This is a genomic window from Streptomyces sp. NPDC006283 (genome assembly GCF_040613325.1).
Classification (GTDB): Bacteria; Actinomycetota; Actinomycetes; order Streptomycetales; family Streptomycetaceae; genus Streptomyces.
Genome location: NZ_JBEXRZ010000061.1, coordinates 20,661 through 37,081 on the forward strand (window position 1 = coordinate 20,661; position 16,421 = coordinate 37,081).

The 16,421-nt window shown below is 70.3% G+C and carries 11 protein-coding genes and 2 pseudogenes; 8 read left to right on the forward strand and 5 right to left on the reverse strand.

The genetic code is table 11. The features are described from left to right. Positions 1–12: 12 nt before the first annotated feature. Together ABZ070_RS15485 and ABZ070_RS15490 are read right to left on the reverse strand one after the other, a co-directional pair. On the reverse strand, positions 13–1,179 hold the full coding sequence (locus tag ABZ070_RS15485) for a PQQ-dependent sugar dehydrogenase (protein WP_356633927.1): 1,167 nt from the start codon (positions 1,177–1,179) through the stop codon (positions 13–15). 348 nt (positions 1,180–1,527) lie between these two features. Beyond that, positions 1,528–2,526, reverse strand: coding sequence for an aldo/keto reductase (locus tag ABZ070_RS15490; protein ID WP_356633929.1), 999 nt, complete (start codon positions 2,524–2,526; stop codon positions 1,528–1,530). 77 nt (positions 2,527–2,603) lie between these two features. Between ABZ070_RS15490 and ABZ070_RS15495 the strand changes: the two genes are divergently transcribed. From ABZ070_RS15495 to serA, 6 genes are all read left to right on the forward strand, one after another. Continuing rightward, entirely contained in the window at positions 2,604–3,554 is a 951-nt protein-coding gene (locus tag ABZ070_RS15495; RefSeq protein WP_356633931.1) for a 2-hydroxyacid dehydrogenase, read from the forward strand. 328 nt (positions 3,555–3,882) lie between these two features. Next, positions 3,883–6,693 carry an EAL domain-containing protein gene (locus tag ABZ070_RS15500; RefSeq protein ID WP_356633933.1) on the forward strand — a complete coding sequence of 937 codons (2,811 nt, stop codon included), beginning with the start codon at positions 3,883–3,885 and terminating at the stop codon, positions 6,691–6,693. 220 nt (positions 6,694–6,913) lie between these two features. Continuing rightward, on the forward strand, positions 6,914–8,767 hold the full coding sequence (locus ABZ070_RS15505; protein WP_356633935.1) for an acetolactate synthase large subunit: 1,854 nt from the start codon (positions 6,914–6,916) through the stop codon (positions 8,765–8,767). A 35-nt stretch (positions 8,768–8,802) separates the two neighbouring features. Continuing rightward, the gene (gene ilvN / locus ABZ070_RS15510; RefSeq protein ID WP_356633937.1) at positions 8,803–9,327 is read left to right on the forward strand and encodes an acetolactate synthase small subunit; all 525 of its coding nucleotides are present in this window, start codon (positions 8,803–8,805) and stop codon (positions 9,325–9,327) included. 107 nt (positions 9,328–9,434) lie between these two features. After that, the gene (ilvC, locus tag ABZ070_RS15515; RefSeq protein WP_356633939.1) at positions 9,435–10,436 is read left to right on the forward strand and encodes a ketol-acid reductoisomerase; all 1,002 of its coding nucleotides are present in this window, start codon (positions 9,435–9,437) and stop codon (positions 10,434–10,436) included. A 246-nt stretch (positions 10,437–10,682) separates the two neighbouring features. Further along, positions 10,683–12,275 carry a phosphoglycerate dehydrogenase gene (serA, locus tag ABZ070_RS15520; RefSeq protein WP_356633941.1) on the forward strand — a complete coding sequence of 531 codons (1,593 nt, stop codon included), beginning with the start codon at positions 10,683–10,685 and terminating at the stop codon, positions 12,273–12,275. 195 nt (positions 12,276–12,470) lie between these two features. Here the strand turns inward: serA and ABZ070_RS15525 are convergent, their stop codons facing one another. Then, a complete protein-coding gene (locus ABZ070_RS15525; protein ID WP_356633943.1) occupies positions 12,471–13,262 on the reverse strand; it encodes a CAP domain-containing protein in 792 nt (263 codons plus the stop codon). Positions 13,263–13,788: 526 nt separating this feature from the next. Here ABZ070_RS15525 and ABZ070_RS15530 point away from each other — a divergent pair. Then, positions 13,789–14,547 carry an IclR family transcriptional regulator gene (locus tag ABZ070_RS15530; RefSeq protein WP_356633945.1) on the forward strand — a complete coding sequence of 253 codons (759 nt, stop codon included), beginning with the start codon at positions 13,789–13,791 and terminating at the stop codon, positions 14,545–14,547. A gap of 339 nt (positions 14,548–14,886) precedes the next feature. Continuing rightward, a complete protein-coding gene (locus ABZ070_RS15535; protein WP_356633949.1) occupies positions 14,887–15,951 on the forward strand; it encodes a PP2C family protein-serine/threonine phosphatase in 1,065 nt (354 codons plus the stop codon). 90 nt (positions 15,952–16,041) lie between these two features. Here the strand turns inward: ABZ070_RS15535 and ABZ070_RS15540 are convergent. Beyond that, a pseudogene (locus tag ABZ070_RS15540) lies at positions 16,042–16,329 on the reverse strand (helix-turn-helix domain-containing protein); the annotation flags it as partial. Continuing rightward, positions 16,328–16,421, reverse strand: a pseudogene (locus tag ABZ070_RS15545) (deoxyribose-phosphate aldolase); the annotation flags it as partial. The pseudogenes ABZ070_RS15540 and ABZ070_RS15545, both read right to left, overlap by 2 nt.

The following is a 16,421-nucleotide window of genomic DNA, read 5'->3' on the forward strand; positions in this document are numbered from 1 at the left end:
CGGCCGGAGGCCCTAACGCACCTCCAGCCGGAGGATCTTGTCGTCGCCCGACTCGGGTGTGCCCCGGGTGTCCGTTTCGCTGGTGACGAGCCAGAGCTTGTCACCGCCCGCCGAAACGACCGTACGCAGGCGGCCGTGCTTCTCCTCGAGGAACGGCTGGGGGTCCGCGGAAGGTTCCGCTCCGGCCAGCGGGATGCGCCACAGGCGCTCGCCGCGCAGCCCCGCCATCCAGATCGACCCCTGGGCGTAGGCGATGCCGCTCGGTGAGGCGTCCGCCGTCTTCCACTGGGCGACCGGGTCGACGAACCCGGACCTGCCGGCCCTGCCCTCGACCTCCGGCCAGCCGTAGTTCTTCCCGGGCTCGACGAGATTGAGCTCGTCCCAGGTGTCCTGCCCGAACTCGGCCGCCCACAGGCGCTTCTCGGAGTCCCAGGCGAGCCCCTGCACATTGCGGTGGCCGTAGGAGTACACGACGGAGTCGGCGTCCGGATTGCCGTGGACGGGCTGGCCGTCCGGCGTCATACGGAGGATCTTGCCGCCCAGGGATTCCTTGTCCTGGGCGAGTCCGGTCTCACCGGTCTCGCCCGTGCCCGCGTACAGCATCTTGTCCGGGCCGAACGCGATCCGTCCGCCGTTGTGGACGACTCCCTTGGGGATGCCCCGGAGCACGGTGTCCGGAGCGCCCAGCTGCTGCCCCGCCGGCTTCTGCTCGTCGTACAGCAGACGGGCGATGCGGTTGTCGGAGGCGGTGGTGAAGTAGACGTAGACCATGTGGTCGGAGGCGAACGCGGGAGAGACGGTCAGACCCATCAGGCCCCCTTCGCCGCCCGGTTCGACCCCCGGCACGGAACCGATCTCGGTCTTCTTGCCGCTCTCCGCGTCGACCCGGGTGATCGTCCCCTCGTCCCGCGAGGCGACGAGCAGGTCGCCGCCCGGCAGCGCCGCCACGCCCCAGGGCGACTTCAGATCCTCGGTCAGGGTGGACACGACCTTCACGGACCCCGTCGCGGGCGGACCCGAGGGGCTCGGCGCGGCACTCGACGCCGAGGGTGAAGAGGTGGCCGACCCCTTCGAGGAGTCCGAGTTCCCATCGGCCGGACGTGTCTCGTCGCCCGACGAGCACCCGGCCGCGAACAGGAGCGCGACGGCGGCCACGACGGCCGCTGCAGGACGGTGCACGGTTCTGATCCCTTCGACGGCGACTGGAGCTGCCTTCCTGCTCTTCTTACACCGCGGCGGCCGTCGAGGTTCCCGATCTTGCCGAGAAGCTCCGGCCGAGGCACGGTCCGGGCGGTCTACTCGGGCCCGCGACGCCTGGCCACGGCACCTCGCCGTGTTGTCGCCAGTCGCCCACGTACTCCCCTGGCCTGGCGGCCGGGCGGTGCCCATGCGTACGAGGACGATCCTCCGCCTTGCGATGCGTCCCCTCGGCCCTGGCGGGCCGGGGGAGGCCCCATGCATCTGACGCCGCGGGCTGATCCACAAAGATCATCCGGACGGGACCCGGTCGGCGGCCGCGGACACCTGTCAGTCCCACGACCCCCGCGCAGCCGGCAGCGCCGCGATCTCCGCCAGGTCGTGGGGCGTCAGCCGCAGTCCGGCGGCGCCCGCGTTCTCCACCGCCCACTCGGGGCGCTTCGTCCCCGGCACGGGCACCACGTGCCGGCCCGAAGCCAGCACCCAGGCCAGCGCCACGCGGGCCGGGGTCGCCCCGGGGCCGTGGCGCCGCGCGATCCTGCGCAGCCCCGCCACCAGCGACTGGTTGGCCGCCATCATCTCCGCCGTGAACCGCGGGTGGCGCGCCCGCGCGTCGTCCGGTTCGAACCCCTGCCCCGGAGTGAGCGTCCCGCTCAGGAACCCGTTCCCCAGCGGCATCGCGGCCAGGAACCCCACCCCGCGCGCCTCGCACCACGGAAGCAGCCGCTCCAGCGCCTCGGGCGACCACACCGACAACTCCGCCTGCACGGCGCTCACCGGGAACACCTGCTGCATCCGCTCCAGTTGGCGGATCGTTCCTTCGTGCAGGTGGCCCGCGGAGCGGCGCGGCGCCCGCGCACCGACCGCGCACATCCCGAGCGCCCTCACCTTGCCCGCCCGCACCAGTTCCGCCATCGCGCCCCACGTCTCCTCGACAGGGACCTCGGGGTCGGCGCGGTGCAGCTGGTAGAGATCGATCACGTCGGTCTGCAGCCGGCGCAGCGAGGCGTCGCAGGCCCGCTTCACATATCCCGGACGGCCGTTGGCGACGATGTGCTGGTCGCCGACCAGCAGACCCACCTTGGTCGACACGAAGGCGTCGGCCCGTCGCTCCTTGAGCACCCGCCCCAGCAGCAGCTCATTGGTGAACGGCCCGTACATGTCGGCCGTGTCCAGCAGGTTGACGCCGGAGTCGAGGGCACTGTGGACGGTGCGCAGCGACCGCTCCCCGCGCTGCTGGGAGCCGGTGTACGCCCAGCTCATCGGCATGCAGCCGAGGCCCACCGCGCCCACCTCGAGGCCCGCCGCACCGATTGACCTGCGCTCCAACTCCCCGTTACCTCTCCCTCGGCCGTTCCCCAAAACTAACCAATGCACGGCGTCGGCCTTCGCATAGCCTCCTGACCATGACTGCTGACGTGTGGCTTCCCGTTCCCGCCGACGAGATCGAAGGGCTTCCCGCGCCGTCCGCGGCGGGCCTGAACTACCGCTTCTGGGACGGCGGACCCGACTTCCCGGCCGACCCCGCCGACTGCCTCTTCTACGCGGTCCCCTACATGAAGGGCACGGAGGTCGCCGTACGGCCGCTCGCCGCCATGAAGTCCGTACGGGTCGTGCAGACCCTCTCCGCGGGCATCGACCATGTCGAGCCAGGGCTCTCGTCCCTGCCCGCCGGGGTGAAGCTGTGCAATGCCAGGGGTGTCCACGAGGCCTCCACCGCCGAACTCACGCTGGCCCTGATCCTGGCCGCTCTGCGCGGTATCCCCGGCTTCGTACGCGGCCAGGACGCCGAGGAATGGCGTTCCGGCTTCTATCCGGCCCTCGCCGACAAGTCGGTGCTCATCGTCGGTTACGGCTCCATCGGCGCCGCCATCGAGGACAGGCTCGCACCCTTCGAGTGCGCGCGGGTGGCGCGCGTCGCGCGCTCTGCCCGGACAACGGAGCGCGGCGAAGTGCGCGCACTCACCGACCTTGCAGCCCTGCTTCCCGACGCGGACGTGGTGATCGTGTCGACGCCCCTCACCGAGCAGACAAAAGGCCTGGTCGGAGCCGGGTTCCTGAGCCGGATGAAGGACGGCGCGCTTCTGGTCAACGTCGCCCGCGGGCAGGTCGTCGACACAAAGGCCCTGCTCGCGGAGGTGGAGAGCGGTCGGATCACCGCCGCGCTCGACGTCACGGACCCCGAGCCGCTCCCCGCCGGTCATCCGCTCTGGCACGCGCCCGGAGTCCTCATCAGCCCCCATGTAGGCGGCTCCACCTCGGCGTTCATGCCGCGTGCGAAGCGGCTGCTGGCCGCTCAGGTCAGCCGGTTCGCGGCAGGGGAGCCCTTGGACAACGTCGTCGTGACGACCGGATAGCGCTCTTCGAGCCCCGATGGCGAACACGCTCCGGAGTCACTCGAATGCGTGGCGTGCCTTGATCGTCGCAGATCGTCACGGAGAGTAGAGGGACTATGTCCCTGAGTGACGATATTGGTGTATCGTCCCGACCTGGGGGCTGCACCGTGCAAGGGGTGGTGCTGTGGCGCGAACTGATTGTCGATCAGACGTGAGGGGGGCGACGGGCGATGCAGAGCCGATGGACCCACGATCCGACGCGACGGGGCAGCAGTCTGCGAGCTCTGTACGCTCCGTTCCGCCGGCAGCTTCCCCCTCCGGGGCGGGCCGCGCGTCCCTGGACCGAGCGATGAGCGCGCCGGGAGCGCTGGTGCTCCGGAACGCCCTGCCGCGCGGCGGCTCGGCGCTCGTCCACCAGCTCGTCCTGGCGGGCGTGTGCGCCGGATACGGGGCGGGGGCCGCCTTCGGCTGGGGCTCGCCCGAACTGGCCGTGATCATGGGCGATTTCGGCCTCAGTGTCGCCGCCTTGATCGCCGCCGTCTCGTGCCTCCTCTACGCCCGCACGGCGAAGTGCCATTTCCGGACCGCCTGGCTGCTGTTCGCGCTCTCCTCCGGCATGGCGGCGGCAGGGAACGCCGTCTGGGGCTGGTACGAGGCGGTGCTCGGCCGCGAGGTGCCGAGCCCCTCCGTGGCCGACCTGTTCTTCCTCTGCTTCGCCCCGCCCGCCATCGTCGGACTCCTGGTCCTCGCCAAGCGACCGGTGTCCAAGGCCGGCTGGGTCTGCCTCGGGCTCGACGCCTGGCTGATCGGCGGCTCGCTGCTCACGCTCTCCTGGAGCCTGGCGCTCGCCCACACCGCCCAGGCCCAGGGCGAGAGCGTCGCACCGGCCGCGCTGGCCCTCGCGTACCCGCTGCTGGACATCGTGCTCGTCAGCATGGTCCTCGCGCTGCACTTCCGGCGCTCGTCCGCCAACCGGTCCGCGGTCAACACGGCGATCGCCGGCCTCGCGCTGACCGTGCTGTGCGACGCCCTGTTCACCTCACCGCTGCTGCGCGAGAGCTACCGCTCCGGTCAGCTGCTCGACGCCGGCTGGTTCGCGGGCTCGCTGCTGCTCGCATACGCCCCCTGGGGAGCGCGCAGGATGTCAGACTCCGCCCGGCCGTCCAGGGGCCCGAGGCCCCCGGGCCGCCCCATCACGAGCTCGCTCTCCGCGCTCACCCCGTACCTCGCCGCGGCCGTCTGCACGCTGGGCATCCTCTACAACGTCATCGAGGGCCGCCGGGTCGACCGGGTCGTCGTCCTCACCGGGTGCACGGTCGTCCTCGCCCTGGTCGTACGCCAGGGCATCATGCTCCTGGACAACATCGCCCTCACCCATGAACTGGCGCAGAAGGAGAACCACTTCCGTTCGCTGGTCCAGGGATCGAGCGACGTCATCATGATCGCCGCACCCTCCGGGGTGCTGCGGTACGTCTCACCCGCCGCCGCCGGGGTCTACGGCCGCGACGCGGAGGAACTGGTCGGCTCCGAGCTGGCCTCGCTGATCCACCCCCAGGACCTCGGCCGCGTCGTGCACGAGCTGCGCCGCTTTCTCGCGGCCGCTCCCACGGAGGAGCCCACGACCCGCATGGAGTGCAGGTTCCGGTCGGGCGCGGGGGAGTGGCTGAACGTGGAGTCCACCGTCAGCCGGCACCAGGGCGGACTGATCTTCAACAGCCGGGACGTCACCGAGCGGGTGCGGCTCCAGGCCCAGCTCCAGCACAACGCGGAGCACGACCCGCTCACCGACCTGCCCAACAGGGCCCTGTTCACCAAGCGGGTCGCGGGCGCCCTCACCGGCCGCAGATCCGGCGACGAGGGCACGGCCGTGCTCTTCATCGACCTGGACGGCTTCAAGGGCGTCAACGACCGGCTCGGCCACCAGGCGGGTGACGAGCTGTTGATCCAGGCGGCGCGACGACTGGCCGAATCCGTACGGGCCGGGGACACGGCGGCCCGTCTCGGCGGCGACGAGTTCGCGGCGCTCATCGTCGGCGACGGCTCCTGCGACCGGTCGGCCCGCCAGTCCCAGGTCCACGAGATCGCCGACCGGCTGCGGCTGATGCTCTCCCAGCCGTACCGCATCGACGGCGCCGAGGTGCGGGTGGCCGCCTCCATCGGTGTCGCCTTCGCCGAGCCCGCGACAAGCCCCACCGACCTCATGCGCAACGCCGATCTCGCCATGTACCGGGCCAAGGCCGGCGGCAAGGACCGCGTCGAGCTGTACGCACCTCAGATGCAGGCCGAGGTGGTCCGCCGTACGGAACTGGCCGCCCGGCTGCGCAGCGCGCTCCACGAAGGCGAGTTCGCGCTGCTGCACCAGCCGGTGGTGAGCCTCACCACCGGCCGGATCGCGGCCGTCTCCGCGCAGGCCCGCTGGCGCTCCGCCCAGGGCATCCTGTTCACGCCGGCCGAGTTCCTGCGGGTCTCCGACGACGGCGACCGGACCGCCGAGCTCGGCCGCTGGCTGCTCGAGGAGGCCGTCGGGCAGGCGGCGGAGCGTGGCGGGGCCGGGCACAGGACGCCGGTCTCCGTGCGCCTGTCGGCCCGCCTCCTGCTGGATCGCTCACTGCCGCTCGGCTCCATCGAGGCCCTGCTCACGCGGCACGGGCTGCCGTCGGGCGCGTTGGTCATCGAGCTCGCGGACAGCGATCCCCGGATCTCCTTCGACGAGCTCGAGCAGCGGCTGACCGCCCTGCGCAGAATGGGCGTACGCATCGCCCTGGACGGCTTCGGCAGCGGATACGCGGCGATCAACGCACTGCGCCGGCTCCCGGTGGACGTGCTGAAACTGGACAGAGGGCTGGTGGAGGGCGTCGTCGAGTCGGCGAGACTTCACAAGATCACCAGTGGGCTGCTGCGGATCGCGGGCGATCTCGGCATGCAGTCGGTGGCCGACGGCGTGGACGTCCCGGAGCAGGTGCAGGCGCTGCGTGCCATGGGCTGCACACATGGCCAGGGCATGGCCTTCTCCGGGCCGCTGGACGAGTACCGGCTGCGGCGTGCCCTGGTCAGGGGCGAGTTCCCGATGCCCGACGGCATGGCCATGCCGGTTCTGACGGGTGGCGTCCCCCCTGCCCGGAATGGCTCAAATAATGAGACGCCTGTCCCACCCACTTGACAGTGATGGCGCGCCGGGGGGAGGGTCAGTGCCATGCGCACCCGAATTCTCGTACTTGGAAAGCGCGTCGGCTGAGCAGAGCCGCACCGACAGCTCTGCAGACACCTCCCGACGCGCTCCCCTCGCTTGCCTCACGGCACGAGGGGTTTTTTGTTGCACCGGCACGAATCGAACCCGTACCAAACCCTCTCAAAACCCTCAGCTTCGAGAAGAGAACGCGATGACCGAGCAGGCCTCCGGGGCCCACCATCCGCAGCCGCGGGCCCGTACCGGCGGACAGCCGTCCGCCACCGTCGAACACGTCACGGGTGCGCAGTCCCTCATTCGCTCTCTCGAGGAAGTAGGGGCCGACACGGTGTTCGGCATTCCGGGCGGCGCGATCCTCCCGGCGTACGACCCGATGATGGACTCCTCGAAGGTCCGCCACGTTCTCGTCCGTCACGAGCAGGGCGCGGGTCACGCGGCCACCGGGTACGCCCAGGCCACCGGCAAGGTCGGGGTGTGCATGGCCACCTCCGGGCCCGGCGCCACCAACCTGGTCACGCCGATCGCCGACGCCCACATGGACTCGGTGCCCATGGTCGCGATCACCGGCCAGGTCTCCTCCAAGGCGATCGGTACGGACGCCTTCCAGGAGGCGGACATCTGCGGCATCACCATGCCGATCACCAAGCACAACTTCCTCGTCACCAAGGCCGAGGACATCCCGCGCACCATCGCGGAGGCATTTCACATCGCCTCCACCGGCCGCCCGGGTCCCGTCCTCGTCGACATCGCCAAGGACGCCCTCCAGGCGAAGACCACCTTCAGCTGGCCGCCGCAGACCGACCTGCCCGGCTACCGCCCGGTGACGAAGCCGCACGCCAAGCAGATCCGCGAGGCCGCCAAGCTGATCACCGGCGCCAAGCGCCCGGTCCTGTACGTCGGAGGCGGAGTCCTCAAGGCCGGCGCCACCGCCGAGCTGAAGGTTCTCGCCGAGCTCACCGGAGCCCCCGTCACCACCACCCTGATGGCGCTGGGCGCGTTCCCCGACAGCCACCCGCTGCACGTGGGAATGCCGGGCATGCACGGTGCGGTCACCGCCGTCACCGCGCTGCAGAAGGCCGACCTGATCGTCGCCCTCGGAGCCCGTTTCGACGACCGCGTCACCGGCAAGCTGGACAGCTTCGCCCCGTACGCCAAGGTCGTCCACGCCGACATCGACCCGGCGGAGATCGGCAAGAACCGCACCGCCGACGTGCCGATCGTCGGCGACGCCCGCGAGGTCATCGCCGACCTGGTCCAGGCAGTCCAGGCCGAGCACAACGACGGTCACACCGGCGACTACAGCGCCTGGTGGAAGGACCTCAACCGCTGGCGCGAGACCTACCCGCTGGGCTACGAGCAGCCGGGCGACGGCAGCCTCGCCCCGCAGCAGGTCATCCAGCGCATCGGCGAACTGGCCCCGGAGGGGACGATCTTCGCGGCCGGCGTCGGCCAGCACCAGATGTGGGCCGCCCACTTCATCGACTACGAGCAGCCCGCCACCTGGCTGAACTCGGGCGGCGCCGGGACGATGGGCTACGCGGTCCCGGCCGCGATGGGCGCCAAGGCCGGAGCGCCGGACCGTCCGGTCTGGGCGATCGACGGCGACGGCTGCTTCCAGATGACCAATCAGGAACTGGTCACCTGCGCGCTCAACAACATCCCGATCAAGGTCGCGATCATCAACAACGGTGCGCTCGGAATGGTCCGCCAGTGGCAGACCCTCTTCTACAACCAGCGCTACTCCAACACCGTGCTGCACTCCGGCCCGGAAGCCACCGGCCTGGAGAAGAGCGCCGGCACCCGCGTCCCCGACTTCGTCAAGCTGTCCGAGGCCATGGGCTGCCACGCGATCCGCTGCGAGTCCCCTGACGACCTCGACAAGGTCATCGCCGAGGCCAACGCCATCAACGACCGCCCGGTCGTCATCGACTTCATCGTCCACGAGGACGCGCAGGTGTGGCCGATGGTCGCCGCCGGCACCTCCAACGACGAGGTCATGGCAGCGCGCGGTGTCCGCCCCGACTTCGGCGACAACGAAGACGACTGAGAGCCGGAAGAGCTGTAGGAAGAGGAACGACGCACATGTCCAAGCACACGCTCTCCGTCCTGGTGGAGAACACCCCCGGCATCCTGGCCAGGATCGCCGCCCTGTTCTCCCGCCGCGGCTTCAACATCGACTCGCTCGCCGTCGGTGTCACCGAGCACCCCGACATCTCCCGCATCACGATCGTGGTCAATGTCGAGGACCTGCCGCTCGAGCAGGTGACCAAGCAGCTCAACAAGCTCATCAACGTTCTGAAGATCGTCGAACTCGAGCCCGGCGGCGCGATCCAGCGTGAACTCGTGCTGGTGAAGGTCCGCGCGGACAATGAGACCCGCTCCCAGATCGTCGAGATCGTCCAGCTGTTCCGTGCCAAGACCGTCGACGTGTCGCCCGAGGCCGTCACCATCGAGGCCACCGGTTCGAGTGACAAGCTCGAGGCCATGCTGAAGATGCTGGAGCAGTTCGGCATCAAGGAGCTCGTCCAGTCCGGCACGATCGCCATAGGGCGTGGCGCCCGCTCCATCACGGACCGGTCGCTGCGCGCCCTGGACCGCAGCGCGTAACACCCTTCTCGCCTGGCGAGACCCCGAGACCTTCCGATCCCATCCCGCCGTACGGTGGGACGCAAACAGCGTCATTCCAACGACGTGCACCTCAAGGAGATATCCCAGTGGCCGAGCTGTTCTACGACGACGATGCCGACCTGTCCATCATCCAGAACCGCAAGGTCGCGGTCATCGGCTACGGCAGCCAGGGTCACGCCCACGCGCTGTCGCTGCGTGACTCGGGTGTCGACGTCCGCGTCGGTCTGCACGAGGGCTCCAAGTCCAAGGCCAAGGCCGAGGAGCAGGGCCTGCGCGTGGTGACCCCGGCCGAGGCCGCCGCCGAGGCCGACGTCATCATGATCCTGGTCCCGGACCCGATCCAGGCGCAGGTCTACGAGGAGTCCATCAAGGACAACCTGAAGGACGGCGACGCCCTGTTCTTCGGCCACGGCCTCAACGTCCGCTTCGGCTTCATCAAGCCGCCGGCCGGTGTCGACGTCGCCATGGTCGCCCCCAAGGGCCCGGGCCACCTGGTCCGCCGCCAGTACGAGGAGGGCCGCGGCGTTCCCTGCATCGCCGCCGTCGAGCAGGACGCCACCGGCAAGGCCTTCGACCTGGCGCTGTCGTACGCCAAGGGCATCGGCGGCACGCGTGCCGGTGTCATCAAGACGACGTTCAAGGAGGAGACGGAGACCGACCTGTTCGGTGAGCAGGCCGTCCTCTGCGGTGGCACCGCGGCGCTGGTCAAGGCGGGCTTCGAGACCCTGACCGAGGCCGGCTACCAGCCGGAGATCGCCTACTTCGAGTGCCTCCACGAGCTGAAGCTGATCGTGGACCTCATGTACGAGGGCGGCCTGGAGAAGATGCGCTGGTCGGTCTCCGAGACCGCCGAGTGGGGCGACTACGTCACCGGACCGCGCATCATCACGGACCAGACCAAGGCCGAGATGAAGAAGGTCCTCGCCGAGATCCAGGACGGCACGTTCGCCAAGAACTGGATGGACGAGTACCACGGCGGTCTGAAGAAGTACAACGAGTACAAGACCCAGGACTCCGAGCACCTGCTGGAGACCACCGGCAAGGAGCTGCGCAAGCTCATGAGCTGGGTCGACAACGACGAGGCGTGATCCTGGGGGCGAGGGGGCCGGATTTTCCGGCCCCCTCGCCCGTATGCCCGACCGCTTCTCCACTTCGTCCAGCCACGGACGAGTGATCCTGCCAACGAGGCGCAAGACGCGCCGTGCGGCACCACTACACTGCTCAACAACACCTACGCGTCAGGCCCACAGTGTCGTGCGTCTTCCACGCGGCTTGCCCCTCCACCGCCTGCGGCCGTCGGGACGGCCGTCCGCACTGGACTTGTGAGGACTCACGTGAGCTCGAAACCTGTCGTACTCATCGCTGAAGAGCTTTCGCCCGCCACCGTCGACGCGCTGGGCCCGGACTTCGAGATCCGGCACTGCAACGGCGCCGACCGCGCGGAGCTCATCCCCGCCATCGCCGACGTCGACGCGATCCTGGTCCGCTCGGCCACCAAGGTCGACGCAGAGGCCATCGCCGCCGCGAAGAAGCTGCGCGTCGTCGCCCGTGCCGGTGTCGGCCTGGACAACGTGGACGTCTCCGCCGCCACCAAGGCCGGCGTGATGGTCGTCAACGCCCCGACGTCCAACATCGTCACCGCCGCCGAGCTCGCCTGCGGTCTGATCGTCGCCACCGCGCGCAACATCCCCCAGGCCAATGCCGCGCTGAAGAACGGCGAGTGGAAGCGCTCGAAGTACACCGGCGTCGAGCTGAGCGAGAAGACCCTCGGCGTCGTCGGTCTCGGCCGCATCGGCGTGCTGGTCGCGCAGCGCATGTCCGCCTTCGGCATGAAGATCGTCGCGTACGACCCCTACGTCCAGCCGGCGCGCGCCGCCCAGATGGGCGTGAAGCTGCTCTCGCTCGACGAGCTGCTCGAGGTCTCCGACTTCATCACGGTCCACCTCCCCAAGACCCCCGAGACGCTCGGCCTGATCGGCGACGAGGCGCTGCACAAGGTCAAGCCGGCCGTCCGCATCGTCAACGCGGCGCGTGGCGGCATCGTCGACGAGGCGGCGCTGTACACGGCGCTGAAGGAGGGCCGGGTCGCCGGCGCGGGCCTCGACGTGTACGCGAAGGAGCCCTGCACCGACTCGCCGCTCTTCGAGCTCGACCAGGTCGTCTGCACCCCGCACCTCGGCGCGTCCACGGACGAGGCCCAGGAGAAGGCCGGTATCGCCGTCGCCCGCTCGGTGCGTCTCGCCCTCGCCGGCGAGCTGGTCCCGGACGCCGTCAACGTCCAGGGCGGTGTCATCGCCGAGGACGTGCGCCCGGGTCTGCCGCTCGCCGAGAAGCTCGGCCGGATCTTCACCGCGCTCGCGAGCGAGGTCGCGGTCCGCCTCGACGTCGAGGTGTACGGCGAGATCACCCAGCACGACGTCAAGGTGCTCGAACTCTCCGCGCTCAAGGGTGTCTTCGAGGACGTCGTCGACGAGACGGTTTCGTACGTCAACGCGCCGCTGTTCGCGCAGGAGCGCGGTGTCGAGGTCCGTCTGACCACGAGCTCCGAGTCCCCCGACCACCGCAACGTCGTCACCGTGCGCGGCACGCTCGCGGGCGGCGAGGAAGTCGCGGTCTCCGGCACGCTGGCCGGGCCGAAGCACCTCCAGAAGATCGTCGCGATCGGTGAGCACGACGTGGACCTCGCGCTCGCCGACCACATGGCGGTGCTGCGTTACGAGGACCGCCCGGGTGTGGTCGGCACCGTCGGCCGCATCCTCGGCGAGGCCGGTCTCAACATCGCCGGCATGCAGGTCTCCCGTGCCGAGGAGGGCGGCGAGGCGCTTGTCGTCCTGACCGTCGACGACACGGTGCCGACGGCGGTTCTGACGGAGATCGCGGAGGAGATCGGCGCGACGTCGGCCCGCTCGGTGAACCTCGCGGACTGACGCCCGCGCCACGCGTCCACGCGCAGCAGGAAGGGCCCGGTGGTGGCACCGGGCCCTTCCTGCTGCGCGGGGACGCCTGGCGGCGTACGGGACCCCTCGCCGACGGGGGCAGCACTCCGCCCCGCCGGATGGGATCCAGCGGGGCGGATTCGACCGACTGCGTCCTGCCGGCAGGTCGCGGTTTCGCAGGGACGTCTATCGGGCGGTGCCGAAGTTCTGCGTCCAGTAGTCGTTGGGCTGGGCGATGGCGACGCCGATCTCCTTGAAGCCGCAGTTGAGGATGTTCTCCTTGTGGCCGGGGCTGGACATCCAGCCCGCCATGACCTCTTCGGGACTGGAGTAGCCGTAGGCGACGTTCTCGCCGTAGCTGCTCCAGTTGTAACCGGCACGGGTGATGCGGTCACCCGCGTTCGACCCGTCGGACCCCGTGTGGGACATGTTCCGGTGGGAGGCCATGTCCTCGCTGTGCGCCTGGGCGGCCTTGGTCAGCTTCGCGTTCACGGTCACCGGCGAGCATCCGGCCTTGCTGCGCTCGCTGTTGACGAGCGCCACGACGCGGGCGACATCGCCCGACGCCGGTGCGGCCGTGGACGGCGCGGTGGGCTTCGGCGCAGCAGGCTTGGGCGCCTCGGGCTTGGGGGCGGCCGGCTTCGGAGCGGCGGGCTTGGGGGCCGTCGGCTTCGGAGTGGCGGGCTTCGGTGCGGTGGGCTTCGGCGCGGTGGGCTTCGGCGCGGCCGGCGGCGTGGTGGGGGTCTGCGACTCGGGCCGGGGCTTCCGGTCCCACCGGTCCCCTCCCCACCGCTGGTCGGAATCGTCGTCGTGCCACCGCTGGTCGGAGCGCGCACTCTGCCACTCGCCACGGCGGCTGTCCTGATTCCCCTGCGGGTCCATACAAGCCATGGCTACAGAGGGCACACCCACGGCGGCCATGGCGACGGCAGCGATGGTTATTTTCCGGTAGTGCGTCGGTCGGCGGTGCTTGCTCATGTGTGACCTCATTCGTCATCGCGGAGCGCCACCGAGAGCGGTTGGCCTGGCACGTTCTGTGTGTGACCTGCGGGGACGCCTTTGCGGGCAGCCATTGTTAGGACGGCCGCGAGCGGAGGGCAATGAGGGTCCACTACTACCTCGCTTCGTAGGCCCGGCCCATCCTTGCCACGGGCGTACGGGCGTGCTGACCCGTGTGCGGGAGCAGCCGAATTCCATGACGCCCCGTCAAATGAGCCCGGACGACCGACGGGCGGGCGTGTGCGCCGAAAGCGACGAAGTGGTCGAACGCAGTGTGACGCATGTCCGAATCGAGACGGACAAATCTCCTTATGTCGCCGGGGCGGTATCTACTATCGACCTTCCTGGCGCCCGGAAACGGCTGTGGCGGTTGTCACGGAACCATTGGTTCCGTTTCGTTTCCGGTCGTAAATATCGAGACCCGTTCCCCGCCTGCACGCGGCCGCGAAGGCTCGCCACACCCGGGCGCCTTGCCCGCCGGATCCACCCGGCGCAAGCTGGAGCCATGGGTGCTGAAAGCGGCCCCACCCTCATCTCTTCCGTGCAGCGAGCCTTCCGACTGCTGGAAGCCGTGGGGGCGCACGAGGGTGGCGCGACGGCGAAGCAGCTGGCGCGGGAGGTGGGGCTGCCCCTGGCCACCACCTACCACCTGCTGCGGACGATGGTCCACGACGGGTACGTGCGGAAGCTGGAGGACGGCGGCTTCGTCCTCGGGGACAAGCTCCATGTGCTGAACGCCGGAAGCCGTGGGCAGACGCTGCTCAGCCGCATCCGTCCCACGCTCGGCGCGCTCCGGGACGAGCTGGCGGCCGCCGCCTATCTGACCTTCTACGAGGACGGGGAGATCCGGGTCGCCGAAATCGTCGACGGCCCCCGTGCGCCCCGGGTCGACCTGTGGGTGGGGTTCGAGGACGCCGGACACGCCACGGCGCTGGGCAAATGCGTTCTCCGCGAGCTGGACGACGAGGCCCGCAACGACTACCTCTCCAGGCACGCCCTCGCCGATCTCACGCCCCGCACCATCACTCGGCGTTCCGAACTGCTCCGGCGGCTCGAGGCGGCACCCTCCGAGCCGACCGTCATGGACCTCGAGGAGTACACCCTCGGGACGGTCTGCGTCGCGGTGCCCGTCTACAGCGGGCACCGACTCGGCTCGCTCGGTGTCTCCCTGCCGGCGGACCAGCTCTCCCGTGCCGATGAGGTCCGAGCGCGGCTGATCCCGGCAGCGAACCGTGTGACACGGGGCCTGTCGCTCACTATTTGAAAAACGGGCCCTTGTGACCCCGCACGCTTAACGATTTCCTTATAAAGCGGACATTCTGCTGTAAGGGAACGGGATAGAGAGTTGCGGTTGAAGAGCATGGGCCCGACGCCAGAGCATCAGCGCGCCTGCCGGACGTACTGGTCCCGGTGCCGTGCGGGACTCCGAAGCCTTGCCGAGCGAGCGGCCGGCTCCGGGGGGCGGGCCCAGGCGAACGGCGCAGCGGCGTCCCCGGCCGCGGGCGCGCCGGACCTGCCGGGCATCGCGGCCCATGCCGTCGTGGGAGCGCCGGCCCTGATCGTCGTCGCCGTGGCCGCCCTCGACCTTCTCGGCGGATCAGGCATGACCTGGCTGCCGCTGCTGGCCGTCGGGCCCGCGCTGGCTGCCGTCACCAGCAGTCCGCGCGCCGTCCTGCGCATCGGCTTGCTCGCCGTGGCCCTGGCTGCCGTGCTCGCTGCCCGCGGCCGCGCGTCGGGCGGCGAGGAGGCGATCGTGCTGTCCGCGCTGGTCGCCGTCACCCTGGCGAGCAGCCTGGCCAGTGCGCTGCGCGTGCGGCGCGAGCGGGTGCTGGCGGCCGTCCGGTCGGTGGCGGAGGCCGCACAGCACGCCCTGCTCAAGCCCGTGCCCGCCGTCGTCGGCGAGTTCCAGGCAGCCGTCCGCTACAGCGCCGCCGAGGCCGAGGCCCGGATAGGCGGCGATCTCTATGCCCTGCTGTCCACCCCGCACGGGGTCAGGGCGCTCGTCGGCGACGTCCGCGGCAAGGGGCTGCCCGCGGTGGGCACCGCGGCCCTGGTCCTCGGTGTCTTCCGCGAGGCCGCTTATGACGAACCCGACCTCCTGGAGGTCGTCGGCCGGATCGAGCGGAGCCTGTCGCGCAACCTCGGTTCCGACGACTTCGTCACCGCCGTGGTCGTCGGACACCCCCGGGATGGGCACATGGAGGTCGTCAACTGCGGGCATGCGCCGCCGCTGCTGGTCCACGACGGCATGGTCGCGCCGGTCGAACCGGTCGACCCCGTGCCGCCTCTCGGCCTGAGCGGGCTCACCGGTGAGACCCCGAGTCTCCAGGTCCTGCCCTTCGAAGACGGTGACCAGCTGCTTCTCTACACCGACGGCGTCACCGAGGCACGCAACCACCACCGTGAGTTCTACCCGCTCGCCGAGGGGATGGCGCGGCATGTGTCGGACGAGCCGTCCCGCACCGTCGCCGCTCTGCACGACGAACTGCAGGCGCATGTGGGCGGACGGCTGCACGACGACGCGGCCCTGCTTCTGCTGCGCAAGCCGGTCACGGCCGACTCGCGGCCCGCGGTAGAGCCCGAGGCTCCGGCCGCGAGCCCTGCCGGCACCGGGGCGCAGCGCACCGGTGAGGCACTGACGTCCGCGCGCGCCGACGCCGCAGCCTGAGGCCAACGGCGCCGGAGCGCGAGGCCAGGGATGTGGAAAGGCGCGCGCCACGCCCCGCCGCCCGCCAGGGCCCTGCCTCCCGCACGCGCGCTACAGCCGTGCGCTCTTGAGCGCCATGTGCAGGAGCAGCCGGTGCTCGCCGTCGTCGAGGTCCAGGCCGGTGAGCTGTTCGACGCGCGACAGCCGGTAGTAGAGCGTCTGCCGATGGATGCCGAGCGAGGCCGCCGTGCGGCCGGCCTGTCCCGCACAGTCGAGGAACACCTCGGCCGTGCGGGCCAGTTCGTGGTGCGCGGGTGCCAGCAGTGCGCGTACGGCGGGGTCGTCGGCCGCGTCGGCAGCGAGCCCGGTCAGCAGACGGTACGGGCCGAGGTCGGCCCAGCACCGCCCCCATGTCGTCGGGGTCCTCGGTGACGGGCACCTTCAGCCAGGTGTACGCCGATGTGCCGGCCAGCCCGGAGGCGATGGCGATG